This window comes from Cyclobacterium sp. SYSU L10401, assembly GCF_010993705.1.
Taxonomy (GTDB): domain Bacteria; phylum Bacteroidota; class Bacteroidia; order Cytophagales; family Cyclobacteriaceae; genus Cyclobacterium.
Genome location: NZ_WOFO01000001.1, coordinates 656887 through 681905, shown reverse-complemented (window position 1 = coordinate 681905; position 25019 = coordinate 656887). Strand labels below are relative to the sequence as shown.

The following is a 25019-nucleotide window of genomic DNA, read 5'->3' as shown; positions in this document are numbered from 1 at the left end:
GCCTGCCAAATGGGGTAGATGCGTGCATAGCCGGCGAAAAGGTAAAACCAACATGTCCACATTGGGAATACCATTGCTTTCAAAAAAATGAAAAAACAGTCAATTACTACTTAGATCAGGGAGATTTACCTGAATGGTAGTTCCTATCCCTACATCCGATTTTAACACCACATTGCCTTTCAACTGTTCTACTGATTCCTTCACCATGTACAGTCCAAGGCCCGAACCTACATTCCTTTGGGTGGCCCTGTGAAAAAGATTAAACACGTCAGACTGGTGTTTTTCTTCTATTCCAATGCCATTATCAGCGATTTCCAAATAGGCCTTATTGCCATTGGTCTTTATGCAAATGCGGATCCAACGGCTTCCTGCCTCCTTCTGAAACTTATATGCATTACTGAAAAGGTTATTGATAATCACCCGAATCTTTGATTCATCAGAAAAAAATGGTTCGTCCTGGGAAACGTCAAAACTCAGGTCAATTGTACTCAAATCCCATTTGAGCTTATAGTCTTTAATTAACTGGTCAAAGATTCCCTGGAAATCAATCGCTACAACTTTATTTTCAATTTTGGTAGATCGGTAAAAATCAAGCATTTTGTAAATAAAATCGTCGAGTTTCAGGGTAGCTGAATCTATCATATCAAAATACTCAACGATTCCGGGTTCACTCACCTCCATCTTGGCCAACTTAGAAATTCCTGAAATGCTCATCAATGGCCCTCTGAGTTCGTGCGATAAACTGTATACAAACTGGTTCATCTCCGTATGCAGTTTTTCCAGGCGCTCGTTTTTCTCCTTTAGTTCTTTTCTGGCATAATATATTTCTGCGGCATTGATGATCGCATTTTTGATTTGCTCCAGGTTCCAGGGTTTATCAATAAAGCGGTATACCTCCCCCCTGTTAATCGCATCTATCACGCTGGAAATATCAGAATATCCGGTAAGCAAAATGCGGATAGGATCAGGGTTGATTTTTACCAACCTTTCAAAAAACTCCACTCCAGTAATTCCCGGCATTCTCTGGTCGGCAATGACAACTTCAAATTCCCTGGTTTTCGCAATACTTAATCCTTCCTCAGCATCCAAGGCGGTATACACCTTGAAATCCCTCCGCAATGCTGCCTTAAATGAGTTGAGGTTATTATCCTCATCATCAATATACAGCACATTGATTTTCTTAGTCATTAGCTGTTAATTTTGATTGATCGGTAAATCAATGGTAAAAGTGGTACCCTTTTGATCCTCCGAATCCACTTCAATTGTCCCTTTATGATTTTCAATGATGGTATAAACTATAGATAAACCTAACCCGGTACCTTTACCTACCGGTTTGGTGGTAAAAAAGGGCTCAAAAATCTTTTCCCTGACCGAAGTTGGCATGCCCGGACCGTTATCCCCAATTTTAACGACAACGCGCTCATTTTGTAAAAATGTGGCTATCGTCAATTCAGGCTCCCTTCCTTCTATAGGGTGATCGATAAGTGCATGAATGGCGTTGCTGATGATATTCATAAACACCTGATTCATCTTACCTGCCAAACATTCCACTTGGGGAATGGATCCATAATTTTTGGTCAATTTTATTCTACCCGACATGGTACTATTGAGCAGAATTAATGTACTGTCAATGCCATCATGGATATCTACTTTTTTGACATCCTGCTCATCTACCCTCGAAAATAATTTCAACCCACGGACAATCTCAACAGTTCTTTTGGCTCCATCTTCCATTCCATTCAGCAGCTGTTCTACCTCTTCCAACAAATAATCAATTTCAATATCCTCCTCCATCTCCTCAATTTCTGACAGGCTATCTTCAGTGAATTCCTCCTTGCCTTTTTCTCTATATACCTCCATCAACTCAAGAATATCCTTCAGATCTCTTTTGAGAGGAGAAATATTAGAACTGACAAAATTGATGGGGTTATTGATCTCATGGGCAATTCCCGCTGTCAGTTGACCCAGGGAAGCCATTTTTTCCTGATTGACCAACTGGGTTTGCGTGTTTTGAAGATTTTTCAAGGTCATTTCAAGTTCCTCAGTCCTTGACCTGACCATATCTTCCAAATGGAGATTCTGCTCCTTTATCAACCTTTCATTTTCCTTTAGGGCATCCAGTTTATCCAGTTGCTCCCTTTCTTTTTCCCGCTTCAATATATTGATTTTATCAGCCAATGCAAAAGAAAGTAACAAGGCTTCAATGGCCGTTCCTGCCAATAAAGGAAAATTTGCATAGGAACCCAGGTCGATAATCCGCTGATTGTGTAAAATGTAGACTACCAAGCCAAACAGTAAAAAACTCCATGCCAAAAGGAAAAAATAGGCTGATCTATATCCTTTTTTTGCAGCAATGATCCCTATGGTGAAAAAGCAAATGGCCAAAACCATTCCATTTAAATCTGTCAGGGAGTAACTCAACTCCACAAATCCTGAAACTCTAAAAATCAGGGTAATCACATAGGAAACGGGTATGAGGTATAGCCATTGGTCATATTTTGGTACGTAGACCTTGGTCTTTAAGAATAGTTGAATAAACGGAATTACAAAGATGCTTGAAAGGGTGGTGAAACCAATGATACTTACCTCATACAGATAGGCATTTTCCATCAGGAAAAAATAGGAATAGCCCGAAAGAGAAAGTTGAGCCAGGGCAATAAAAAGAATGTAAAAACAATAAAAAAGATACACTTTATCTTTTACGGAAAAATAAAGTATGAAATTGTATAAAAACAGCGCAATCATGATACCAAAATAGGCACTGATAATAATCAGTCTCAGGCTGTAGTTTTGAAAAAAAGAATTGGAAGGAGAGATAGCGGCATCAAATTCAATCGGAACTTTTGATTTTATTCTGAACACCAAAATGGAGTTGAATTCATCACCTACCTGGATCCTGAAGAAGGGATTAGGGTTCTTCAGGGGGTTGGTCTTTGAAAATGCAGTTCCTGAGGTTTGTTTGGAAACTAAATCTCCTGCTTTATTGAAGCGCATCAGGTCTACCTCCCTAAAAGAAGGGTTGCTCAATTCGACAATAAACAGGCTATCCTTACCCAAGCCCTCCAAGTCATTCAAATCCACCTTGACGTACAAATCCTCGTCAATAACACCTAGATCAATCTTTTGAAGCGATTCATTTTTAAAATGACTGGGATTCAAATTTCCGACAGGCAGTGCTTCTTCGGAAATAAAATAATCATATGTATCAAACCTTAAACCTTCATCCTGACTGAAAACACCCAAATAGTAAATGATGGGCAGGGTAACAAATAAAATCAAAAACAGGGACAAGCCTATGCTTCTTAAGTACATGTACAGGTTTTTCATTTATCCGGTTTTGGTATTTGAAGTTCAAACTGAAGTTCCATCTCTCCCTTTGGTCCACTTTCAACGGTATTGAAATTGATTTTCTTTCTTAAATCAAAAATATAATCTCTCTCAGCTGTCTGGGCATGAGAAAGGTCATTGATATCATTTATTTCCAAAGCCGTGGCTATGAGCCCCTCCTTCGGATAGTAGAATGAACCGTTGTCTCCTAAAATCGAGATTACCTGGTACCCTACGCTTTTGGAAATACTCAAAGTCACCGGAGAACTTAAACCGAAAAGTTTCTTCAAATTCAACTGTGGAAGTATAGCGATTCCTACCCTTACCAGATAAATACTACCTATCCCATAACCTGCTACCTCCCTGCTATTCCAAAGTCCACAATATTCGGCTACTTCCAGGTCCTTGAAATCAGCCATGTAATCTATGATTTTGGGATCTATTTCCTTGATGGCTAACTCAAAAGGAAGAGGAAAGTTTTCGGTTCTGAGCTGTATTCTTCCTCCCCCTAAAATCCTTAAATCCTCTACTGACTCAAATAAAATCAAGTAAACATGTGGATTAAGGGCCCAGGAACGGTCCGCAGAAGTCACTTTCGTAATGCCATAAGATTCAAGTACCTTATGGTGCCCAAAAATATACTTTTCTGTGGCATCAATATCATCGATAGCCCTAACTATCCTAACTCTAACCTTCATTCAAATTGAGTATCTTGTCCAAATCAACATAAAATCTACCTGAATTGACTTCCTGCCCTAGAAGTAACATTCTGGCATAATGGCAACAGGCGGCTCCTCCCAGCAAAACAGAAGATGCGAGTTGTGGCCATGAGGTAATGGTTTTACCTAATTCTCCAAAACTGTATTTAACCCTATCGGACAAATTTTCAAACTGTAAAAGAGAAATCATTATTTCTCTTCCTTTTTCAGGGAGTATATTTAACAATTCTTTTTCTTCACCATAATCTGACAATAATCCGTGAAAAATTGGTCTCCCAGGTTCCAGGTCAAACCTCTCAATGTCCATCATTCCCCTGTCACTAGTATCCATCATCACCGGGATGCCCAAGCTCCTGGCCTTAAGTCTACTCAAAATCTTAATCGGCAAACTATCACATTCTTCAATCAAAAGATCCATCTTTCCACCTTTCATTAAAAAATCATCCATATTGGATTCAGTAACCCCCTCATCATACAAGGTGACTTTCAGGTAAGGGTCAATTTCTGCTATCTCTCTCGCAACAATCCATGATTTTTTTATGCCGAGATTATATAATCCCGTCCTGATCCTGTTCATGTTACTTAAATCCAAGGTGTCAAAATCAGCTATCCTAAGCTCCCCAAAGCATCTTTCCATCGCCAGGCTCAGCGCTACGCTTTGCCCAACAGAAAGACCAATAACCCCGATGATTTGCTTTTGTAGCTGCTCCTGCTCTTTTTCGGTAATTTTGTACCGGTTCCTCACCGTGCGCAACCTGATAAACTCTTTCTCCTCCAAAATCCGGACTACCGTATTTCTCCAGGGATAATAAATCCAATTGCCATTTTCTGAGGAATTTTTTTCTGAAGCTGCGTAATAATCTGCTTTTTTTTCTGACAACTCCTCCAAAGTTAGTTTTCTTTTCGGATTCTCCATTTTAATGAGTTCCGTCAACTGGAGTTCAAAGGTGTCAAAAAACAAAACTTTACCTGTTTCCTTCAATTTTCCCATGACATCCCTATCCTCCTGAAGTTGAGGAGAAAAGATCAAGGGTTTATAAGAATGCTTAAACTCAGATTTGTTATTTGAGTTTTCCATAATTTTACTGCCTAAAAAAGGTGATAATATTGGTAAAGTTATATTTTTGTAGTAATAAACAATCAAAAATACAGAATTAATTTGTTATATTTTTTTTTGTATTTAAGGTTTAATTCTTTAATTTATAAAATAAACTTTTGAATATAAATATAATACGATTAAACTAATGAATATTAATTGAAAAAGAACGATATTTTATTTAAAATTAAAATTCAATTTCTTATTCTTAACAAATCAAAAGGTTATTACGATATTTAAGGCATGGAAAAAGATAAGATTAGGATACTTTATGTAGATGATGAAGTCAATAACCTTAAAGCTTTTAAAGCTACTTTTAGGAGAGATTACAAAATATTTCTGGCTGAGTCTGCCGATGAAGGGAGAGATATTTTGCTTCAGGAGGACATAGATATCATCATTACCGACCAAAGGATGCCCAAGGAAAATGGGGTGGATTTTTTAGAGTCTATCATTCCCATGCATCCTGACCCAATGAGAATTTTATTGACAGGTTATACGGATATTCAGGCCGTAATTGATGCCATCAATAAGGGAAAGGTATACCATTACCTGACTAAGCCCTGGGAGGAAGATTACCTGAGAACAGTAGTAAAAAATGCTTTTGAAGTGTATTCCTTAAGAAGAGAGAACAAACAGCTAACCGATAGTTTGCTGAAAGCCAATGACCAATTGGAATTTCTGCTTAGGCAAAATCTGCTTTCCTGATATTTTTCCTGTCAGTACCTTGCTGCCAATAAAAGCTGTAATTCTTTGTGGGCCATTTGAAACTTCCTGCCCAGGTGGGCATTGGTCAGGCTGCCCCTATAGGTATAAACCCCTTTCATAAACCATTTGTAATTGAAAATCATCTCTTCCGCTCCTCCCAGATCTGCCATCTGCAACAATATAGGTGTGAAAATATTGCTTAATGAATAGGAGGCGGTTCTGGATACTCTGGAAGCAATATTGGGTACACAGTAATGAATCACTCCGTGCTTTTTATAAACCGGTTCACTGTGACTCGTCATTTCCGCTGTTTCTATACAGCCTCCCTGATCAATGCTTACATCAATCACGATACTGTCTTCCATCATTTGGGAAACCATTTCCTCAGTAACTACCACCTTCGGCCTCCCTTTTTCTGCTCTAAGGGCTCCAATAACCACATCTGCTTCCTTCAGGGCTTGCCCCAACACATAATTATCAATCGTTGAAGTAAAAACCTGCTGTCCCAGCACTTGTTTAATTCTCCTTAACTTATAAATATGGTTGTCAAAAATCTTGATGGTAGCGCCTAAACCTATGGCTGTTCTTGCCGCATACTCTGCAACCGTCCCTGCGCCGATAATTACTACCTGAGTGGGAGGCACTCCTGTGATCCCACCCAGGATCATACCCTTCCCCTCATTCACACTGCTCAGGTATTCAGCAGCAATCAGCATCACCGTACTACCTGCTATTTCGCTCATTGCCCTTACCACAGGCATCCCTCCTACTTTGTCTTCCAGGTGTTCGAAAGCAACTGCTGTAATTTTTTTTTGATTCAACTGCTGAATAAAAGCAGCTTTCTGTTTGCCCAGTTGGAGAGCTGATATCAGACAGGATCCCTGGCGCATGTAACCAATCTCTTCAGCCACAGGTGGCTCCACCTTTAAAATCACATCTGCATCAAAAACCTCCTTACTGGAATAAACCACCGATGCACCCGCATCAGAATAGTCCCTGTCAGAAAATTTGGATAGGGTACCTGCATTGGATTCTATCTTGACACGCTGCCCATTATTCACCAGAAGAGCAACCGCTTCAGGTGTCAATAACACTCTTTTTTCCTGCTCGGCTGTTTCCCGAGGTATACCAATCAACACCTGCGAACCTTTTTTTTTCACCCTGGCCACAGCTTCCTGTGTGAATACTCCTGTTTCCTTGGCAATTTCAGAAAATCCTGATCCCCCTATCATTGATGGATTAATTTTACGCTTATATGTCTAATTTCTTCTTCCCTCTTTTCAATTTCAATCAAGGCAAAATCCTCGGGCAAAAATGAGGGGATTTTTTCTGCCCATTCTACAAAACAATAATTCCCACTATGAAAATACTCTTCAACCCCTATTTCAATGGCTTCCACAGGGTCTTCCAGCCTGTAAAAGTCAAAGTGATAAATGATACCAGCCTTGTCAGTAGCATATTCATTGACTATTGAAAATGTAGGGCTACTTACCGGGTCCCTGACTTCAAGTAAGTTACAGATGGCCTTGATCAGGGTGGTTTTTCCAGCTCCCATCTCTCCCTTAAACACCCACACATCTAAATCCCTGCATAAATCTATGATTAATTCTGCGGAATTTGAAATTTGATTTAAGTGATTGCAATGTATCGTTTTCAAAAATGGATTATTTTGGCTGCAAATGTACAATAGGAATGATCATTTCCTCCAACGAAACTCCACCATGTTGGAAGGTATCTTTGTAGAAGTTTACATAATAATTGTAGTTGTTGGGATAGGCGAAGAAATAATCTTCTACAGCAAAAACATAACTTGAAGAGATGTTCATCTGGGGAAGTTTGGCTTCATCTGGCTTTTTGATTTCAAAAACTTTACCCGATTCAAAATTAAGATTTTTCCCTTGTTTGTACCTTAGGTTGGTGGTCACATTCCGGTCTCCAACAATCTTGTATGGCTTGTTTACCCGCTTTGTACCATGATCGGTGGTCACAATCACATCCGCACCGGCCAAACTGATTTTTTTGAAAAGTTCAAAAAGGGAGCTATGTAAAAACCAACTGGTCGTCAAAGAACGATAAGCGGACTCATCCGGAGCAAGTTCACGTATCATTTTCATGTCGGTTCTGGCATGTGACATCATGTCTACAAAATTATAAACCAAAACATTCAGATCATTTTTCATCAAATTAGGGAATTGTTCCAGTATGGCCTTGCCCTGATTGGTCTGCAAAATTTTATGATAGCTCGACCGGATGGAGAGCCTGTTTTTCTTTAGATTTATTTTCAAAAATTCCGCCTCATGGTTGTTTTTACCTTCATCCGTTTCTTCTCCTTCCCAAAGGTCAGGATGGTGCCGGGCCATATCCATGGGCATCATTCCGCTAAACAGGGCATTTCTTGAAAAAGCGGTGGTCGTGGGTAAAATACTATAATACGTTTTGTCTTCATTTACCACAAAATAATCTCTCAACTGATTCTCAATCATTTCCCATTGATCGAGTCGCAGGTTGTCAATCACTATAAAAAACAAGGGTTTTCCCTCTTTCAACTTTGGAAAAACATGTTCCTTCATCACCTGGTGAGACATTACTGGCTTACTTATATTGGGAATGTTCAGCCAATCAAGGTAATTTTCCTTGATGAACCTGGCAAAGTTAGCATTGGCTTCCACTTTCTGCGTTTCCAATACCTCCTGCATGCTTTTATTTTCAGTTTCATCGATCTCCAATTCCCAGTAGGTTAGTTTCTTGAAAATATCTGCCCATTCCTCATGATCTATGGCATCATTATATGCCATGCTGATGTTTCTGAAATCCTGTTGATAAGAGAGGTTTGTCTTTTCGCTGATCAATTGTTTGTTTTGAAGAATTTTTTTTACGGAAAGCAAAATCTGATTTGGATTTATGGGCTTGATCAGGTAATCGGCAATCTTTCCCCCAATGGCATCGTCCATGATATGCTCCTCCTCACTCTTGGTAATCATGACCACAGGAATTTGAGGTTTCAGACTTTTGATCTGCTGCAGGGTTTCCAAACCCGTCATCCCCGGCATCATCTCATCCAGGAATATTACATCATAGTTTTCCTCTTCTACCTTTTCTACCGCATCGAGCCCACTGTTTACGGTCACTATATCGTATCCCTTTTGTTCTAAAAACAGTATATGCGGTTTCAGGAGATCGATCTCGTCATCAGCCCATAATATTTTGAAATTTTCCATATCAATTGGTTTAATTCTTTTTAGATTAATTACTTTTGGCAAGTCGCCTTTATGAACAGGACATTGAAAAGCCATAAAATTATCAATGACCCCGTGTATGGGTTCATCAATATTCCCAGTGAATTGATTTTTGCCGTAATAGATCACCCCTATTTCCAAAGGTTACGCAGAATCAAACAATTAGGTTTGACAGATATGGTCTACCCGGGAGCCCTACATACCCGGTTTCACCATGCCATAGGAGCCATGCACCTGATGAGCATTACCTTAGACCACTTGCGCAATAAAGGCATTGAAATATCTGAACAGGAATATGAAGCGGCACTGCTGGCAATATTACTGCATGACATTGGTCATGGGCCTTTTTCTCATGCGCTTGAATCTATTCTTCTCAAAGGTCTGCATCATGAAACCATTTCCCTGCTGTTCTTTGATGCTTTAAATAAGCAATTTCACGGCCAACTTTCTTTGGCCAGGCAAATTTTTGTGGGAAGTTACGAAAGAAATTTCTTTCACCAACTGGTCTCCAGTCAACTAGATATTGATCGTCTGGATTACTTGCAGCGGGATTGTTTTTTCACAGGTGTATCAGAAGGAACTATTGGGGCAGACCGAATAATTAAAATGATGACCATCGTGAATGACCAGGTGGTCATCGAAGAAAAGGGCATTTACAGTATTGAGAATTTTCTGAGCGCCAGAAGATTGATGTATTGGCAGGTATACCTTCATAAAACGACCGTCTGCGCTGAAAAAATGTTGATCAATCTGATTTTAAGGGCCAAAGAACTGGAAAATGCTGGCATAAATTTACCCGGCTCTGCTGAACTCCTACTTTTTCTGAAAAAAGATCCTCCTACAGGTATGCTGCATGGCCAACCTGAATGGCTCGACGAATTTTCTCAATTGGACGACTTTGATGTCTGGGGTGCCATCAAGCTCTGGAAAAATGAAGATGACTTTGTGCTTCGACAAATTTCCCACATGTTTTTGATGCGCAACTTGTTTAAAATCCATTTGGTCAATCAGCCGTTTTCCATTGAGGAGATAAAAAAAATGAAGCAAAAGGTACAAAGCAAACATTCCTTGTCCACTCGGGATTTGCAGTATTTCTTTTCCTGCGGTGAAATAAGTAATTATGGTTACCTGGCCAGGGACAAGATTTGGATCCTGACTAAAAAAGGGGAAGTCATGGATGTGGCCATGGCTGCTGACCTTCCAAATATCAAAGCCATGAGCAAAATAGTAAAAAAATATTATGCTTGTCATGCTAAAAATTTAACTTTACGGTAAAACAACTAAGAAATAAATGGAATTTACCATCGATGAAATTGCACTACTTTTGGATGGAAGCGTGGAAGGAGATGGTTCTCAGAAAATCAATCGCCTTGAAAAAATACAGGAGGGAAAAGCTGGAAGCATTGGATTTCTATCTAACCTCAAGTATGAAAAATACCTCTACGACACCGCCTGTTCAGCGATCATTGTAGGAGAAGATTTTAAACCTCAGAAGGCATTCAAAACCACTCTAATCAGGGTGAAAGACCCCTATACAGGTTTCACCAAACTTTTGGAAGCTTATTCCAAGATGGTAAAATCCGATATTTCTGGTATAGAAGAGCCCACTTACTTTCATGAAAGCAGTACCATCGGCCCAAACTGCTACAGGGGTGCATTTTCCTATGTAGGAAAAAATTGCAAGATTGGTAATAATGTAAAGATTTATCCACAAGTCTATATTGGGGACGATGTAATCATAGGGGATGATTGCACCTTCTACCCGGGTGTCAAAATCTATTCAAGGACCATTATTGGTAATGACTGTGAAATTCATTCCGGTAGTATACTTGGTGCTGATGGATTTGGCTTTGCCCCCCAGGCTGATGGAACCTACAAAAACATCCCGCAATTAGGCAACGTGGTATTGGAAGACGGTGTAAGTATAGGAGCCAATACCACCATTGATTGCGCTACAATGGGGTCTACCCATATAGGAAGGGGGGTTAAAATTGACAACCAGGTTCAGATAGCCCACAATGTTATTTTAGGAGAAAACACGGTAGTTGCTTCCCAGGCAGGAATTTCCGGCTCCACCAGTGTGGGCAAAAACTGCGTATTGGCTGGTAAATGTGGGATAGTGGGCCATATTGACATAGCTGACAACACCACCGTGGGCGCAAATACCGGCATTATGAAATCGGTAACCGAACCGGGAAAAACAATTTTTGGATACATTGGATTTGACATAAAAGATTTTTTAAAATCCTACTCTATATTTAGAAAATTACCTTTACTTCATAACAAATTGAGAGAGCTGGAAAAAAAACTATAAATTTGTCAGTTGATCAGGACTTCACAGCTATTTAGTTATTTATTTTAATGAAAGTAAAACAACATACCATAAAAAAACAGGTCACCCTATCCGGAGTCGGATTACATACAGGTATAGAAGCCAATATGACATTTTTGCCTGCCAACCCAAACCATGGTTATAAATTTCAAAGAATGGATTTGGAAGGCCAGCCCATCATCGATGCGGATGTAGACAATGTGGTGGATGTATCCAGGGGCACTACGCTGGAACAGAGCGGTGCCAGGGTATTTACGGTCGAACATGTTTTGGCAGCACTGGTAGGTATGGAAATAGATAATGTTCTGATACAACTGAGTGGACCTGAGCCTCCTATTCTGGATGGAAGTAGCATTCAATTCATTGAGATCCTGGAGGATGCGGGTTTGGAGGAACAAAATGCACTACGCAGGTTTTTTGAAGTACCTGAAAGCATTCATTACAAAGACAGTGGCAGAGAAGTCGAGATGGCTGCCCTCCCCCTGGACGACTTCAGAGTAACCGTCATGGTGGATTACAACTCCCCTGTACTTGGAAGCCAGCATGCCTCCATCACAGATATCAGTCAATTCAGGCATGAAATTGCCTCCTGCAGGACATTTTGTTTTCTTCACGAGCTGGAAATGCTTTACAAAAACAACCTGATAAAAGGGGGAGACCTGAATAACGCCATAGTCGTGGTAGACCGGGTTGTAGAAGAAGCTGAGTTGTCCAGTCTGGCCAAAATGTTTAATAAACAAAAGGTGGAAGTACAAAAAGAAGGCATTCTGAACAATGTGGAGCTTAGGTACAAAAACGAACCGGCCCGACACAAATTATTGGATGTCATTGGAGACCTTGCCCTTGTGGGCAGACCCTTGAAAGCACAGATACTTGCAGCCAGGCCCGGGCATGCTGCCAATGTAGCCTTTGCAAAAAAAATAAAGAGGGCAATGGAAAAGTCGGGTTCAATGAATATCCCTTACTATGATCCCAAGCTGCCTCCTGTTTTGGATATCAACCAAATCAGCAACATCCTTCCCCACAGGTATCCGTTTCAGCTACTGGACAAAATCATCTATCTTGATGACAAATTAGTGGCTGGCGTAAAAAATGTTACTATCAACGAGCCCTTTTTTATGGGGCACTTTCCCAACAATCCTGTGATGCCTGGAGTATTACAGGTAGAGGCGATGGCCCAAACGGGAGGAATATTGGTTCTAAGCACGGTGGAAGATCCTGAAAATTACTGGACCTATTTCCTTAGCATAGAAAACTGCAAGTTTAGAAAAATGGTGTTACCTGGTGACACATTGATTTTCAAATGTGAACTTCTCAATCCCATCCGGAGAGGAATCGCAAAAATGAAGGGGGAGGCTTTTGTAGGAAATGCCTTGGTTTGTGAAGCCATAATGACTGCCAGCATTGTAAGAAAAGACACATGATCAGCAAATTATCCGAAATAAATGAAAAAGCCCGATTGGGGGAAAATGTTTCAGTTGAAGCATTCACCTCCATCCATTCTGATGTGGAAATCGGAGCAGGTACATGGATAGGCTCGAATGTTACCATTTATCCAGGAGCAAGAATTGGAAAAAACTGCAGGATTTTTCCGGGAGCTGTTATATCAGCCATTCCTCAGGATCTGAAATTTAAAGGAGAAGACTCTTTGGTAGAGATAGGAAACAATACAACTATCAGGGAATTTGTAACCATTAACAGAGGAACGGCAGATAAAAAGACCACAAAAATAGGCAATGATTGTCTTTTGATGGCTTATGTACATATTGCTCACGATTGTTTGATCCATGATCGCGTGATCATCGCCAATTCGGTTCAGGTGGCCGGACATGTCACCATCGATGACTGGGCATTTGTAGGTGGTAGCAGTGCCATACACCAATTTGTCAAAATAGGCATGCACAGCATGATTTCAGGCGGATCTCTGGTCAGAAAGGATGTTCCCCCATTTACCAAAGCCGCCCGAGAGCCATTGAGCTATGCCGGGGTGAATTCTCTTGGTTTGAGAAGAAGAGGGTTTGAAGGCAAAACCATTAGTGAAATCCAGGAAGTATACCGGTATTTATTTTTAAACAGCTGGAACAACAGCAAAGCCCTGGAAGAGATTGAAATCAACCTTCCTGCCACACGAGAGCGGGATGAAATAGTCAACTTTATCCGTTCGTCTGAAAGAGGAGTAATGAAAGGTTATATTCAGTGATATGCTGGCCGTTAAGTTAAAAGGCGCAGGAAAAAGGTTTCAAAGAGATTGGATCTTTAAAAAACTGGACCTCAACCTTGAAAACGGTATAAAAATGGCCATTACCGGAAATAATGGCTCCGGTAAGTCTACCCTCATCAAATGTTTGTCTGCTCAAATGCCCCTTACGGAAGGGGAAATGACATTTTTCCTGGACCAGAAAATGGTATCTCCAGAAGAAATTTACAAGCACCTGGTCATCAGTGCTCCCTACGTAGAACTGCCAGAAGAATTCACCCTCAAAGAGTTTTTGGAATTCCATTTTCAATTCAAAAAACCGGAAGACAATATCAATACCGCAACTCTTTTGAAGTTGTTATACCTGGAAAACGCCATCAACAAACCCATTTCCTTCTTTTCCTCAGGAATGAAGCAGCGATTAAAACTAGGCATATGTTTTTTTTCTCAATCCCCTTTTGTACTTCTGGACGAACCCACTTCGAATCTCGACGAGAAAGGCATAGGTTGGTACAGGGAAATGATATACCGTTTTGGAAAAAATAAATGCATCGTAATAGCTTCCAATGACCCAAGAGAATATAATTTTTGTGAACAAATACTCCGCCTGGAGGATTATAAATTGTGAAGATTTATTTGATAAACATTGGAATTGATTAATTTTACTGCCCTAGTTTGAAAAGTATGAAAGTATTAATGAATTATTTTTGGGCCTGCCTGCTCCTGCTGGGCTTTTCAGCTTGTAATGGAGGAGAAAATGGGGAACCAGAAAAAACACCTGAAGAGCAAGCCATAGAAAGACTTTCCGGACCATCAGGTAGCCAGACCTGGACGGTAAACAATGGTGGTTCGGTCACCAAAGACGGAACACCTCAGACAGCCGAATTTGCAGATTTTGAAATCCGGTTTATGTCCAACAATACCGGTAAAACGTACATTACCGAAAACAGCAACCTCTTGTTTGACACCAATGGTAATTGGGCATTTGAAGGAGATAACTTTGACAAAATCATTCTCTCCGGCATCCAACCTGCTGCCAATAAAGAAATTTCCTTTACCAGAAATCAAAATAACCTGAGATTGGAATGGGTGGTGCCAGCTCCGCAGAATGCCAGAGTGAAGGCTTTAGCAGGATTTTATGTTTTCGATCTGATATTAATGGAATAAAAAAGTTTCAATTAACCCCATAAACCCATGCTCAAATACCTGTTTATCATTTGCTTTTTATCCACTACAGTATTGTTTGCTCAGAACAAACAGGTTTCCGCCGTAGAAAATGCCGTTAAAGAACTGACTTCAGCCATGGTGGCTGCTGATGAAAAGCAACTCAGAAAACTTACCGATCCTCAGTTGACCTATGGACATTCAAATGGTTTAATCGAAAATCAAACCGCATTCATCCAGGCCCTTACTTCAGGCATATCCAACTTTACTGAAATCAATATAGAAAATCAGACGGTAGATATTTCAGGCAATATTGCGCTGGTCAGGCATTTTCTGATCGGTCAAACGCACAATAAAGACAGTGAGCCTGCCCCGGTCAACCTTGGCGTATTAACGGTTTGGCAAAAAAAAGGAAAAAACTGGTTACTTCTGGCTCGTCAGGCCTACAAAAGATAGGCACCTTAACCTTCTGGTTTTGCGAGTACCTTATTGTTTGAGCTGCACAAGGGTCACCCCAGATCCACCCCTATCTGCATGTTCATCGGAGAAGCTGGTCACGGAAGACATCTTCCTGATAAGGTTTCTGGTAAGTTCCCTCAATATACCATCCCCTTTGCCATGGATGACTTTTAGGTCATTCATCCCAAGCATATACCCCTCATCTATAAAATTCTGGATCAGCTGAATGACCTCTTCGCCCCTTTTTCCACGGATATCCAGATTGGGTGAGAATGCTGCCATTTTATGGGTCGTATCATAGGTCATTCGCTTACCTATGGCCTTTTTTTCCTTCTTCAGAGAGGTATTTGAAATTTTCTCAAGGCGGCTTAGCTTCACATTGGATTTAAGGTCTCCAATAAGGATGCTGGCCTGTTTGCCCTTGATATCCATAACCTCGGCCAGCGCTCCGTTGTCTTTCAGCCTTACCTGATCCCCAATAGCGATAGCCCCATCTACCACTTGAATTGTTTTTTGCTGTGGAACTGCAGGCTTTTCTGGCTTGATAGCCGCCTTGTGCGCATCAAGATCCTTTCTCAATTGCCGGGTGGCTGCCTGGTCCGCCTGAGATTCCTTGATGGAACGAATGGTATTTTCGATTTTTTTATTGGCATCATCCATCAAAAGTCTCGCCTGGGTTTTTGCCTCGTTGATGATGTTTTTTTGCTGCTCATCCAAGGTGGCCTTCAGAGAATTGTATTCCTGAAGTCTTTGGCCCAACAGCCGGTCTTTTCTTTGGGTCTCTGCCATCAGGCTTTCATATTTATTCTTTTCGCTCTCGACCTTTAGCAGGAGTTTTTCATACCTTACCCTGGTATCTCCGACCTGTGCCTTTGCATGAAGGATTATTTCTTTTGGAATTCCTATTTTACCGGCTATTTCAAACGCAAATGAGCTTCCGGGTTTGCCGATTTCTAATTCATACAAGGGTTCCAACCGGTCCACATCATACCGCATGGCCCCGTTTACCATCCCCTGGCTTTTTGAAGCCAACTGCTTGAGGTTTCCGTAATGGGTAGTGACAATTCCAAAGGCACCTGACTTATTCAGGGCAATCAGGATGGCTTCTGCAATGGCCCCACCAAATTGGGGTTCGGTGCCCGTTCCAAACTCATCAATAAAAAACAAGGTGTTTTTATTGGCATGAAGCGTGAAATACTTCATGTTCATCAGGTGGGAACTATAGGTACTCAGGTCATTTTCTATGTTTTGCTCGTCTCCTATATCGATAAAAACCTGATCAAAAATACAGCATTTGGAATTGGGCTCCATGGGTACGAGAAGTCCGCATTGGTACATGTACTGCACCAGGGCTACCGTTTTTAGCGTTACAGATTTACCACCGGCATTGGGTCCTGAGATCACCAACAGCCGGTGATTGGGATCGAGCTGTAGGGTCACCGGAACTATGGACTTTTGCTGCTGAGACAGGGCCATTTCCAGGAGAGGGTGCCGTGCTTTTACCCAGGACAACTCCTTGCCTTTACCCATTCCCGGGTTAACTGCGTTGATTTTCAATGCAAACCTGGCCTTGGCACGAATAAAATCTATCATGCCCAAAAAATAAAATGCCCTCCGGAGTACCGGAATATATTCCCTGAGTTCATCTGTTAACTTGGTGAGGATTTTCTGCACCTCCCTCCTTTCCATATATTCCAGGTCCTTGATTTCATTGTTGATATCCAAAACCTCTGCCGGCTCCAGGTACACTGTCTGTCCTGTGGCTGATTCGTCGTGAATGAAGCCTTTGATGCGCCTTTTGTATTCTGCTAAAACAGGGATTACCATCCTGCCTCCCCTAACCGTAACAGAGGCATCTTCCGGGGTAAATCCCTGAGCTTTGACCGAGCGGTATATGTGATCCAGAACCTTCCTTATCCTGTTTTCTTCATAGGCAAGTTGGGTACGGATAAGGTTCAACTCCTGAGATGCATTGTTTTTTATTTTCCCCTTTTCATCCAGCACCCTGCCAATACTTTTTTCCAGCGGGGTATTTTCTTCCACCATGCCGAGCAGCTGGTGCAATTGCGGATAATTTTCATGGAACTTGTGGAAAAAGGAAACACAGCCATCCAGGGTTTTCAATCCCAATCTGAGCTCATGAAATTCATCCTCAAAAAGAAAAGTGCCCTCTATTTTCGCTTTGTCCAGGAATGGGTAAATGTTAATAAAATTGGATGCAGGAAAGGGCTCCCCGGACACCAGTATCTGCCTGAACTCATCGGTTTGCTCCAAAAGTTTGACCAACAACTTTCTGTCTTTGGAAAAGCTTACCTTTCTGACGAAATCTACTCCCAGACTACTGGTACATTCTGCCCTGATCAATTCCTTGATTTTATCAAAATTGATCTTTTCTTCCATGTTTGAAGGATACAAACTCATTTACTACTGTACATTTTTCTCTCTTAAGGTCAATGAATCAATGGTCCGCCCATATAGATACTCCATTTTTGCCACATCTCTCAAATAGTATTCCAGACTTTGGATGTAAACACTGTCAGGAATACCATATTTATCAAAGATTTGTTTCTCCAAAATCGGATACAATACCTTCGAGGAGTCGTATGGGATGGAAAGGGATTGGACAAAGCCTTCTGCCAAATGAATCTCTACCAAAATTTCAACCATTTGATCTTCTGATAAAACGTTTTCGGGTTCATCCTTTTCGTGGCAGGAAGCGAAGGCAAAAATAAAAGCAAATGCTACATAAATATATTTCACGATCCAAAATTACCTATTTCATTTGAAAATTGACAATAAGTAAAGGCAAAGTCGTTTTATTATTCAATAGAGACTGCTAAATTAGGCCTCTCATTGAGACTGAAAAATGAACCAGCTAATAAAAAAACTCAGAAGGTATGAAATCACGATGAGAAAAGTGGCCAACAGCCACCTTCAGGGTGATCACCAATCCATTTTTAAAGGAGCTGGGTTGGAATTTGACGACCTTCGCCCCTACCAATACGGGGACGATATCCGGACCATCGAATGGAAAGTATCTGCAAAGGGACATGGAACCTTCGTCAAAACCTTCAAAGAAGACAAAGACCAGGCCGTTTATTTTCTATTGGATATCAGTGGATCCCAGGATATCGGCAGCAAAGACAGAAAAAAAATAGATCTTGGCAGAGAAATAGCAGGGGTTTTAACACTGGCTGGCATACATGAAGGCTCACAAGTAGGCTTGGTGAGCTACTCAGATGAAAAGGAAAAAATTATTCTTCCCGGAAAAGGAAGCAGGCAGGCTGTGAAAATCATCAAAGGAATTTTTAATCATAAAAATAAATCCTTAGGTACTGACCTGTATGGCATGTTTACTTTTTGTCTCAATCTGATTAAAAAGAGAAGCGTCATCATTGTCATTTCTGACTTTATAGACGAAAATTACGAAAAACCCTTGAAAGCTTTGGCCAATAAGCACGATCTGGTCGTACTTCAAATGACAGATCCCATTGAATCTGCTCTCCCTTCTCTTGGTATCATTCCTGTATTTGATAAAGAAGGCGGAAAAACAACCTGGGTAAACACTGCATTTGGTGGGTTTTCAAGAAAAATATCGACCTCTTTTTCCAGTGACCGTGTTAAATTAAAAGATTTTTGCAAAAAAAACCAAATTAATTACTTAAAAATAGACACCCAACAGGACATTGTTCTACCTTTAATGGAGTTATTTAAGTTGAGAAATAAAACCATGAAGCGTGGATAGAATAGCAAAACTATTTTTGTTTATGAGTTTTTTGCTTTCGCTTTCTGCCGGAGTAAAAGGTCAGGATGTGGCTGTGGAAGGCTACTTTTTACAGGATTCTGCCATGTTGGGGGAAAGAGTGGGCTATGTGCTGAAGGCAAATTACCCTAGCGAACTTCCCGTACTATTCCCTGACTCGACTTATAATTTCGGGTCATTTGAGCTTCTGGAAAAACAAGCCTTCGAGTCTTTTACCACAGACAGTACCACATTGGATAGTGCCGTGTATTGGCTATCCAATTTTTCGCTGGATTCCGTTCAACTTCTCCGACTGCCGGTTTTTGAAGTCTTGCGCTACGACAGTATCAGCCATTTTGCAGAGGCGGCACCCCTGATACTGAACCTCACCATAGACGAAATGCCAGAAGACCTGGCATTTCAGCAAAATGACAGTTACCTGAACATTCCTACTGCGTTCAATTACCCTTATCTGATTTTGGGATTACTGGCTTTGGTGATTATACTTGCTTTGGCCATTTATTTCTTTGGGGGAGGGCTCAGGAAACGCTGGAAGATCTATCGGGAAAAAAAGAAATGGAAGCATTTCCTGAAAAATTGGGATCACTCCATGCAAACTTTGGTAAACAAACCTGAAATTCAAGAGGCTGACGAACTTCTGGGACTATGGAAAGGATACCTTGAAAACATCACCGGATTACCTTACAAGGAATGGACGGCAACTGAAATCTCGGAATACCTGGGAAATCCGGAAATTGTCAAAGATTTTAGAAAAATCGAGCTGATCATCTATGCCAATAGGATTGATGAGCATATCCGGGAAGCTTGTGATAGCTTGCTTCAGGTTTCAAAACAGCAACTGGAAGAAAAAATAGAAAAAATTCGACAGCATGGATGACATCTCTTCCTATATCTCATGGACCTGGTTTACACAGGAAACTTTCCGTTCTTATGAATGGGAGAATTTCTTTCTGCTGCACCTTATTTGGGCCATACCACTCATTTTATTGATAAGAAAGTTTATCAAATTACTGAAAAAACCAGTACTTGAACTTTCGCTACCCAAAATGATCTCCAGAAATAACCCATGGACGTATTTGAGGTTGATACCCTCTTTTTTCTTTTTACTATCCTTGTGGATGGTGGTCATTGCTCTTGCCAGACCGCAACGCACCAATGAAAAAGTAGAGCAATATACCGAAGGAATAGACATCATGTTGGTCTTGGACATTTCCGAATCCATGGATTTACAGGATTTTACACCCAACCGCCTGGAAGCTGCTAAGGAGACGGCCATAAATTTTATCAATGGCAGAATAGCAGATCGAATAGGAATAGTTATTTTTTCGGGCGAGGCTTTCTCTCTTGCTCCGCTGACCACAGACTATGAACTTTTAACCGACCTGGTGGAGAGCATAACCTTTAACATGATGGATGCCAAAGGCACGGCAATTGGAAGTGCTGTTTCCACAGCGACAAATCGGATGCGGGAATCTGAAGCCAAATCAAAGGTAATGGTCCTGTTGAGTGATGGTGACAACAATGCCGGAAACGTGGATCCGGTTTTTGCCGCCCAATTGGCCGAAGCCATGGAAATAAAGACCTATACGATAGCTGTTGGAAAGGATGGGATGGTACCCTACGGAACAGATTTTTTTGGAAGACCCCAAATGATCGAAAGTTACCTGAATGAAGAAACCTTGAGAAATATTGCAAAAACTACGAATGGCGAGTTTTTCAGGGCCTCGGATGATAGGGCTTTGGAAAATATTTTTGAAAGAATTGACGAACTGGAAAAAGCCGAAATCATAGAATCAAGGTACAAGGAGACCATGGATTATTACCGCCCCTATTTATTTTGGGGAATCATTTTTTTGTTCCTGTGGATGATATTAAAAAGTACCTTTTTCAACAATTTCCTATTGGATTAACTGAAACCTTTGGTCCCGCATCACTAAAAAAGCCCACTCATTCATGTGGACTTTTTTTGGTTTATACCAAGCTTCCCTTTCAGCCGGTTTTTAACAGGTTTTATGGTGAATTTTGATTATTGAAAGAAATCAAGGCCATTTGAAAACTGAAAAATGGCCTCAATTCGATGAAATGGACTATTGCGAGTATAAATCCGATTTTAAGCTAGTTAAAGACTACAATAGAATTTCAAAAACATATTTAAATCAGGTTCAACTCATCTCCCAACCTGACCTAACAGGCTCACTGATGTAGGGATCAGCTTCATCCAGCCCTTTAGCTTTCAGGTTTGCTGCATCCCAGTGAATTTTCTGACCTTTCATCCGCAGGGATAAAACGCCCAGCAACGTAATTTCAGTAAGATGGGCACCATATTCAAAATTGGCACTGGCAGTCGGCCCTCCCTTAATGGCATCTACCCAGTCCCTGAAATGTCCTTTCGACCTGGGAATGATTTCGTTCGGTTTGCTCATGCTATCCGCCAGGCTTTCCGGAAAAACATGTGGTACACGATCCCCACCATTTACAATGATACCCTTATCCCCAATGAATAAAGTTCCCCGGGAAGGCCACTGATAACCAGAAGGAAGAGAGGGATGTAAGGGTGGTTTTACTCCTCCAGAGTACCAGGTCAACTGAATGGGATTACCGGTATTGTTGTCAGGAAAATGATAATAGCCGATTTCTCCATAGGGAGCAATGTTCTGATTGCTAAATCCCGCTGGAAACACTTCAATGGTTTCCGGATGGCCCAATTCAAAAGCCCAGGTAGCCGCATCCATATCATGGCAGCCGAAATCTCCCAACGCTCCACAGCCAAAATCCCAGAAGTCTCTCCAGGTCACAGGTGAATACCATTCATGATAGGGCCGGTTGGCTGATGGCCCCAACCAAAGATCCCAGTCAAATCCATGTGGTTTTGGGGTAGCAGCAGTGGGCAAAGCCTTCATTTCAGGAATCCACCTGGAAGCAGGTACCCAGGAATGTGTTTCCCTTACTTCACCAATCACTCCAGCCCTCAGGTACTCCACCGTTTGCCGGATACCATCGGTACTATGGCCTACATTTCCCATCTGAGTGGCCAGCCCGGTTTCCTCAGTCAACTTTTTTATCATCCTGGCCTCCCGGATATTATGGGTAAGCGGCTTTTCGCAATAAACATGCTTCCCCAGCTTCATCGCAGCATAGGTCACAAAGGCATGGGTATTATCTGGAGTAGAACAGCATATGGCATCCAGACTGGACTCCTTTTCCAGCATCTCCCTGAAGTCCAGGTATTCGTTGAGTTTGTAGTTTGCAGTCTTGTCCTCATAATGATCTTCAACCATCCTTTTTACAGGGCCTCTCCCAGCAATGGAGCGATAGTAAAAATTGGCCAGATCCCAATATTCACCCGGATCTGCAATGGCTGTGATCTGCACATCGTCTAATTTCATTAAGTCTTGCGCATTTTGGCGTCCTTTACCACCTACGCCTACCATGCCAATATTCACCTTGTCACTGGGTGCCACATGGCCTTTGCCTCCCAGCACAAACCTGGGGACAATAAAAAATCCTGCTGCACCAAGGGTGGAAGCTTTTATGAAATTTCTTCTGGAATCTGGTTTTTCTACTTTATTCGGTTTATCAAGCATCTGCAAATATTTTTTTGTCCATTAAATTTAAAAATCAATCTCTATTCATCCTAAATTATTTGGGATTCAGTAAAAAAATTTCTTCAAATCCAAAGAAAAGATTTAAACCCTGTAGACCAATTCCGCATTTCGGTAAAACAATTTCTTCTTTTCCTCCGGTGACAATGCCTGTGAGAGGGCATAAAAAGTGGTCATCCATTGGTAGAGGGATCCTGCGCGAAGCACTACCGGCCAGTCTCCTCCATAAAAAAGCCTTTCCGGACCAAAAACTTCCAGCACCGTATCGAAATACGGCTGTAAGTCGGACAATCTCCAGTTTTCTGATGCATGTGTCAGCATACCTGACACTTTACAATGTACCTGTTCTATGGGAGCAAAGGGTTTTAACGCTTTTGCCCAGACACGCCAATCCTGATTCCGGATATCGGGATTGGCCATGTGGTCCAGGATAAATACCTGCTCAGGAAATTTTTTCACCAAATCAAGAAAGTCCCTGAGTTGTCCGGGTCCTATATTCACCTCACACACCCATTGAAATTTTCTCAGCAGGGCTATGCCCTGGATATAGCCAGGATTCTCAGGCAAAAATGGCTTTCTTATGCCCCGTACAATATCCCTTTGCGCCATTTCCTCCATGGCTCCCAGCCCGGCCGTTCCCTTTTCTAGTGGAAAGTAAGCCACCATGCCTGCTATCCTTGGATCTTCCTCGGAAAGCCCCCGAACCCAGTCCACCTCTCGCAAGTACTGCTCAGGAGCCCTGCCGCATTCGACAAATACCATTTTGGATACAGGAGAATTTATGGTGGCTTCCCGGTAATCCTGCAAAAGGTAATTCCTTTCCAGGGGTTGACCTCTTCCTTCCAACCATGGATAATCCATTACAGATAAATCCCAAAGGTGCATGTGGGTATCCACAATAGGCCATTCAGTAGAATAACCATTTATCTGACCAAAGGGAAAAAGGGATACCGGCTCCATGGCTAAGGCAGCAGCCAGCATCCCTTTTTTGACAAAAGTTCTTTTATTCATATTCAGGTAGATGCTATCAAACCGGGATGGTCGGAGTCCCCAGTTTGGCGATGGAGGCATCTATTTCCTCCTGACTCAATTCGTGCTGCCTGATTTTGCCGGCAAAATAATCATCATAAGCCTTCATATCAAAATTACCATGTCCGCAAAGATTGAACAGGATCGTTTTGGATACTCCTTCTTCCTTACACCTGACAGCCTCCCGGATCGCCGTAGCTATGCCATGGTTGGCCTCCGGAGCTGGAATGATTCCTTCCGAGCGGGCAAAAAGAACCCCTGCTTCAAAAATCTCCAGGTTGTCGTGCGCCTGAGCTTCAATGAGCTGGTCTTTTAACAACTGACTCACAATCACACCCGCACCATGGTAGCGCAAACCTCCTGCATGAATGGGGGCTGGAATAAAATCATGGCCTAAAGTGTACATTGGCAAAAGTGGTGTCATGCCTGCGGTATCTCCAAAATCATACCTGAACACACCTCTGGTTAACTTGGGACAAGAGGAAGGCTCACTGGCGATGCAGCGGATATTTTTTCCCTCTTCCAGGTTCAGTCTCAGGAAGGGGAAGGACAATCCGGCAAAATTCGACCCCCCACCAAAGGGCGCAATTACCATATCGGGCAGGTCGCTGCCTGCCTTCTCCATTTGCTTGATGGCTTCCATGCCAATAATGGTTTGATGGAGTTTGACATGGTTTAAAACACTACCCAGGGCGTACTTGGTATCCTCCCTGGTCGCTGCCATTTCCACCGCCTCTGAAATGGCTATTCCCAAGCTTCCCGGTGAATCGGGGTCTGCTGCCAAAATCTTGCGCCCAGCCTCCGTTCTGTCCGAAGGAGAAGGATAAACATTTGCGCCCCATGTATTCATCATCATTTTTCTATAAGGCTTATCCTTGTAGGAAAGTTTGACCATGTACACATCGCATTCGATTCCAAAGTGCTGGCAGGCAAAACTCAGGGCGCTTCCCCATTGGCCGGCCCCTGTTTCAGTGGTGATTCTCTTGATGCCCTCCTGCTTGTTGTAATAAGCCTGTGGTATGGCGGTATTGGGCTTATGGGAGCCGGAAGGACTTACTCCTTCATATTTGTAGTAGATTTTAGCAGGGGTGTCCAATGCCTTTTCCAGGCCATAGGCCCGATACAGCGGTGTCGGCCTCCAGATGCTGTACATGTTTCGCACCTCATCCGGAATGGGTACCCATTTATCTGTAGTCACTTCCTGCCTGATCAGTGCCTCGGGAAAGAGAGGGGCCAGGGCTTCAGGGCCAATGGGCTCCAGGGTACCCGGATGAAGAGGGGGCAGCGGCTTATTGGGCATGTCTGCAATGATGTTGTACCAGTTTTCAGGTATTTCGCTTTCTTCTAAATTGATTTTTCTGATCTTCATTCAATTGCTATCGTTTAG

Annotated in this window: 23 protein-coding genes; 11 read left to right on the top strand and 12 right to left on the bottom strand. The window is 41.9% G+C overall.

The features are described from left to right. Window positions 1–99 precede the first annotated feature (99 nt). Genes GL182_RS02825 through GL182_RS02810 form a run of 4 tightly spaced genes read right to left on the bottom strand, consistent with a single transcriptional unit; the run spans window position 100 to window position 5124 of the window. Window positions 100–1188, bottom strand: coding sequence for a hybrid sensor histidine kinase/response regulator (locus GL182_RS02825; RefSeq protein WP_163378031.1), 1089 nt, complete (start codon window positions 1186–1188; stop codon window positions 100–102). 6 nt (window positions 1189–1194) lie between these two features. Beyond that, complete coding sequence (locus GL182_RS02820) at window positions 1195–3327, bottom strand: 7TM diverse intracellular signaling domain-containing protein (protein ID WP_163378030.1); 2133 nt, start codon at window positions 3325–3327, stop codon at window positions 1195–1197. Further along, entirely contained in the window at window positions 3324–4025 is a 702-nt protein-coding gene (locus tag GL182_RS02815) for a hypothetical protein (protein ID WP_163378029.1), read from the bottom strand. Before GL182_RS02815 ends, GL182_RS02820 begins: the two co-directional genes overlap by 4 nt. Then, window positions 4015–5124 (bottom strand): ThiF family adenylyltransferase, encoded by a 1110-nt coding sequence (locus GL182_RS02810; RefSeq protein ID WP_163378028.1) that lies wholly within the window; start codon window positions 5122–5124, stop codon window positions 4015–4017. The genes GL182_RS02815 and GL182_RS02810 overlap by 11 nt, the downstream gene beginning before the upstream one ends. Before the next feature lie 261 nt (window positions 5125–5385). Between GL182_RS02810 and GL182_RS02805 the strand changes: the two genes are divergently transcribed. Next, window positions 5386–5850, top strand: a complete 465-nt coding sequence (locus GL182_RS02805; protein WP_073097058.1) for a response regulator — start codon at window positions 5386–5388, stop codon at window positions 5848–5850. Window positions 5851–5861: 11 nt separating this feature from the next. On the opposite strand, the gene GL182_RS02800 is transcribed toward GL182_RS02805, so the two are convergent. Genes GL182_RS02800 through GL182_RS02790 form a run of 3 tightly spaced genes read right to left on the bottom strand, consistent with a single transcriptional unit; the run spans window position 5862 to window position 9068 of the window. Next, window positions 5862–7082, bottom strand: a complete 1221-nt coding sequence (locus tag GL182_RS02800; protein ID WP_163378027.1) for an alanine dehydrogenase — start codon at window positions 7080–7082, stop codon at window positions 5862–5864. Next, a complete protein-coding gene (gene tsaE, locus GL182_RS02795; RefSeq protein ID WP_163378026.1) occupies window positions 7079–7507 on the bottom strand; it encodes a tRNA (adenosine(37)-N6)-threonylcarbamoyltransferase complex ATPase subunit type 1 TsaE in 429 nt (142 codons plus the stop codon). The genes GL182_RS02800 and tsaE overlap by 4 nt, the downstream gene beginning before the upstream one ends. Before the next feature lie 7 nt (window positions 7508–7514). Then, window positions 7515–9068 (bottom strand): bifunctional response regulator/alkaline phosphatase family protein, encoded by a 1554-nt coding sequence (locus tag GL182_RS02790; RefSeq protein WP_163378025.1) that lies wholly within the window; start codon window positions 9066–9068, stop codon window positions 7515–7517. A 51-nt stretch (window positions 9069–9119) separates the two neighbouring features. Between GL182_RS02790 and GL182_RS02785 the strand changes: the two genes are divergently transcribed. Genes GL182_RS02785 through GL182_RS02755 form a run of 7 tightly spaced genes read left to right on the top strand, consistent with a single transcriptional unit; the run spans window position 9120 to window position 15235 of the window. Then, window positions 9120–10361: an HD domain-containing protein gene (locus GL182_RS02785; protein WP_205603566.1), complete on the top strand. Its 1242-nt coding sequence runs from the start codon at window positions 9120–9122 to the stop codon at window positions 10359–10361. Window positions 10362–10377: 16 nt separating this feature from the next. After that, window positions 10378–11400, top strand: coding sequence for a UDP-3-O-(3-hydroxymyristoyl)glucosamine N-acyltransferase (gene lpxD / locus GL182_RS02780; protein ID WP_163378024.1), 1023 nt, complete (start codon window positions 10378–10380; stop codon window positions 11398–11400). 47 nt (window positions 11401–11447) lie between these two features. Then, on the top strand, window positions 11448–12842 hold the full coding sequence (locus GL182_RS02775) for a bifunctional UDP-3-O-[3-hydroxymyristoyl] N-acetylglucosamine deacetylase/3-hydroxyacyl-ACP dehydratase (RefSeq protein WP_163378023.1): 1395 nt from the start codon (window positions 11448–11450) through the stop codon (window positions 12840–12842). After that, entirely contained in the window at window positions 12839–13618 is a 780-nt protein-coding gene (lpxA, locus tag GL182_RS02770) for an acyl-ACP--UDP-N-acetylglucosamine O-acyltransferase (protein ID WP_163378022.1), read from the top strand. Before GL182_RS02775 ends, lpxA begins: the two co-directional genes overlap by 4 nt. A 1-nt stretch (window position 13619) precedes the next feature. Then, on the top strand, window positions 13620–14243 hold the full coding sequence (locus GL182_RS02765; RefSeq protein ID WP_163378021.1) for an ATP-binding cassette domain-containing protein: 624 nt from the start codon (window positions 13620–13622) through the stop codon (window positions 14241–14243). 56 nt (window positions 14244–14299) lie between these two features. After that, window positions 14300–14782 carry a hypothetical protein gene (locus GL182_RS02760; protein WP_240469539.1) on the top strand — a complete coding sequence of 161 codons (483 nt, stop codon included), beginning with the start codon at window positions 14300–14302 and terminating at the stop codon, window positions 14780–14782. Window positions 14783–14809: 27 nt separating this feature from the next. Continuing rightward, window positions 14810–15235, top strand: a complete 426-nt coding sequence (locus GL182_RS02755; RefSeq protein WP_163378020.1) for a nuclear transport factor 2 family protein — start codon at window positions 14810–14812, stop codon at window positions 15233–15235. A gap of 30 nt (window positions 15236–15265) precedes the next feature. On the opposite strand, the gene GL182_RS02750 is transcribed toward GL182_RS02755, so the two are convergent. Both GL182_RS02750 and GL182_RS02745 read right to left on the bottom strand, forming a co-directional pair. Further along, window positions 15266–17659: an endonuclease MutS2 gene (locus GL182_RS02750; protein WP_163378019.1), complete on the bottom strand. Its 2394-nt coding sequence runs from the start codon at window positions 17657–17659 to the stop codon at window positions 15266–15268. 3 nt (window positions 17660–17662) lie between these two features. Next, on the bottom strand, window positions 17663–17998 hold the full coding sequence (locus tag GL182_RS02745; RefSeq protein ID WP_163378018.1) for a DUF4296 domain-containing protein: 336 nt from the start codon (window positions 17996–17998) through the stop codon (window positions 17663–17665). Between the two features lie 106 nt (window positions 17999–18104). Between GL182_RS02745 and GL182_RS02740 the strand changes: the two genes are divergently transcribed. Genes GL182_RS02740 through GL182_RS02730 form a run of 3 tightly spaced genes read left to right on the top strand, consistent with a single transcriptional unit; the run spans window position 18105 to window position 20911 of the window. After that, window positions 18105–18983: a DUF58 domain-containing protein gene (locus GL182_RS02740; RefSeq protein ID WP_163378017.1), complete on the top strand. Its 879-nt coding sequence runs from the start codon at window positions 18105–18107 to the stop codon at window positions 18981–18983. Beyond that, window positions 18976–19878, top strand: a complete 903-nt coding sequence (locus tag GL182_RS02735; RefSeq protein ID WP_163378016.1) for a hypothetical protein — start codon at window positions 18976–18978, stop codon at window positions 19876–19878. Before GL182_RS02740 ends, GL182_RS02735 begins: the two co-directional genes overlap by 8 nt. Next, window positions 19871–20911 carry a vWA domain-containing protein gene (locus tag GL182_RS02730; protein WP_163378015.1) on the top strand — a complete coding sequence of 347 codons (1041 nt, stop codon included), beginning with the start codon at window positions 19871–19873 and terminating at the stop codon, window positions 20909–20911. Before GL182_RS02735 ends, GL182_RS02730 begins: the two co-directional genes overlap by 8 nt. 252 nt (window positions 20912–21163) lie before the next feature. Here GL182_RS02730 and GL182_RS02725 read toward each other — a convergent pair whose 3' ends face one another. From GL182_RS02725 to GL182_RS02715, 3 genes are all read right to left on the bottom strand, one after another. Continuing rightward, the gene (locus GL182_RS02725) at window positions 21164–22585 is read right to left on the bottom strand and encodes a Gfo/Idh/MocA family protein (protein WP_163378014.1); all 1422 of its coding nucleotides are present in this window, start codon (window positions 22583–22585) and stop codon (window positions 21164–21166) included. 102 nt (window positions 22586–22687) lie between these two features. Beyond that, window positions 22688–23614 carry an amidohydrolase family protein gene (locus tag GL182_RS02720; RefSeq protein WP_163378013.1) on the bottom strand — a complete coding sequence of 309 codons (927 nt, stop codon included), beginning with the start codon at window positions 23612–23614 and terminating at the stop codon, window positions 22688–22690. Window positions 23615–23630: 16 nt separating this feature from the next. Next, window positions 23631–25001 carry a TrpB-like pyridoxal phosphate-dependent enzyme gene (locus GL182_RS02715; RefSeq protein ID WP_163378012.1) on the bottom strand — a complete coding sequence of 457 codons (1371 nt, stop codon included), beginning with the start codon at window positions 24999–25001 and terminating at the stop codon, window positions 23631–23633. Window positions 25002–25019: the final 18 nt, after the last annotated feature.

Excerpts from the sequence above, each read along its gene's own strand:
- GL182_RS02825 (WP_163378031.1), bottom strand. The coding sequence starts at position 1,188 with ATGACTAAGAAAATCAATGTGCTGTATATTGATGATGAGGATAATAAC.
- GL182_RS02820 (WP_163378030.1), bottom strand. The coding sequence starts at position 3,327 with ATGAAAAACCTGTACATGTACTTAAGAAGCATAGGCTTGTCCCTGTTT.
- GL182_RS02815 (WP_163378029.1), bottom strand. The coding sequence starts at position 4,025 with ATGAAGGTTAGAGTTAGGATAGTTAGGGCTATCGATGATATTGATGCC.
- GL182_RS02810 (WP_163378028.1), bottom strand. The coding sequence starts at position 5,124 with ATGGAAAACTCAAATAACAAATCTGAGTTTAAGCATTCTTATAAACCC.
- GL182_RS02805 (WP_073097058.1), top strand. The coding sequence starts at position 5,386 with ATGGAAAAAGATAAGATTAGGATACTTTATGTAGATGATGAAGTCAAT.
- GL182_RS02800 (WP_163378027.1), bottom strand. The coding sequence starts at position 7,082 with ATGATAGGGGGATCAGGATTTTCTGAAATTGCCAAGGAAACAGGAGTA.
- GL182_RS02790 (WP_163378025.1), bottom strand. The coding sequence starts at position 9,068 with ATGGAAAATTTCAAAATATTATGGGCTGATGACGAGATCGATCTCCTG.
- GL182_RS02785 (WP_205603566.1), top strand. The coding sequence starts at position 9,120 with ATGAACAGGACATTGAAAAGCCATAAAATTATCAATGACCCCGTGTAT.
- lpxD (WP_163378024.1), top strand. The coding sequence starts at position 10,378 with ATGGAATTTACCATCGATGAAATTGCACTACTTTTGGATGGAAGCGTG.
- GL182_RS02775 (WP_163378023.1), top strand. The coding sequence starts at position 11,448 with ATGAAAGTAAAACAACATACCATAAAAAAACAGGTCACCCTATCCGGA.
- lpxA (WP_163378022.1), top strand. The coding sequence starts at position 12,839 with ATGATCAGCAAATTATCCGAAATAAATGAAAAAGCCCGATTGGGGGAA.
- GL182_RS02765 (WP_163378021.1), top strand. The coding sequence starts at position 13,620 with ATGCTGGCCGTTAAGTTAAAAGGCGCAGGAAAAAGGTTTCAAAGAGAT.
- GL182_RS02760 (WP_240469539.1), top strand. The coding sequence starts at position 14,300 with ATGAAAGTATTAATGAATTATTTTTGGGCCTGCCTGCTCCTGCTGGGC.
- GL182_RS02755 (WP_163378020.1), top strand. The coding sequence starts at position 14,810 with ATGCTCAAATACCTGTTTATCATTTGCTTTTTATCCACTACAGTATTG.
- GL182_RS02750 (WP_163378019.1), bottom strand. The coding sequence starts at position 17,659 with ATGAGTTTGTATCCTTCAAACATGGAAGAAAAGATCAATTTTGATAAA.
- GL182_RS02740 (WP_163378017.1), top strand. The coding sequence starts at position 18,105 with ATGAACCAGCTAATAAAAAAACTCAGAAGGTATGAAATCACGATGAGA.
- GL182_RS02730 (WP_163378015.1), top strand. The coding sequence starts at position 19,871 with ATGGATGACATCTCTTCCTATATCTCATGGACCTGGTTTACACAGGAA.
- GL182_RS02725 (WP_163378014.1), bottom strand. The coding sequence starts at position 22,585 with ATGCTTGATAAACCGAATAAAGTAGAAAAACCAGATTCCAGAAGAAAT.
- GL182_RS02720 (WP_163378013.1), bottom strand. The coding sequence starts at position 23,614 with ATGAATAAAAGAACTTTTGTCAAAAAAGGGATGCTGGCTGCTGCCTTA.
- GL182_RS02715 (WP_163378012.1), bottom strand. The coding sequence starts at position 25,001 with ATGAAGATCAGAAAAATCAATTTAGAAGAAAGCGAAATACCTGAAAAC.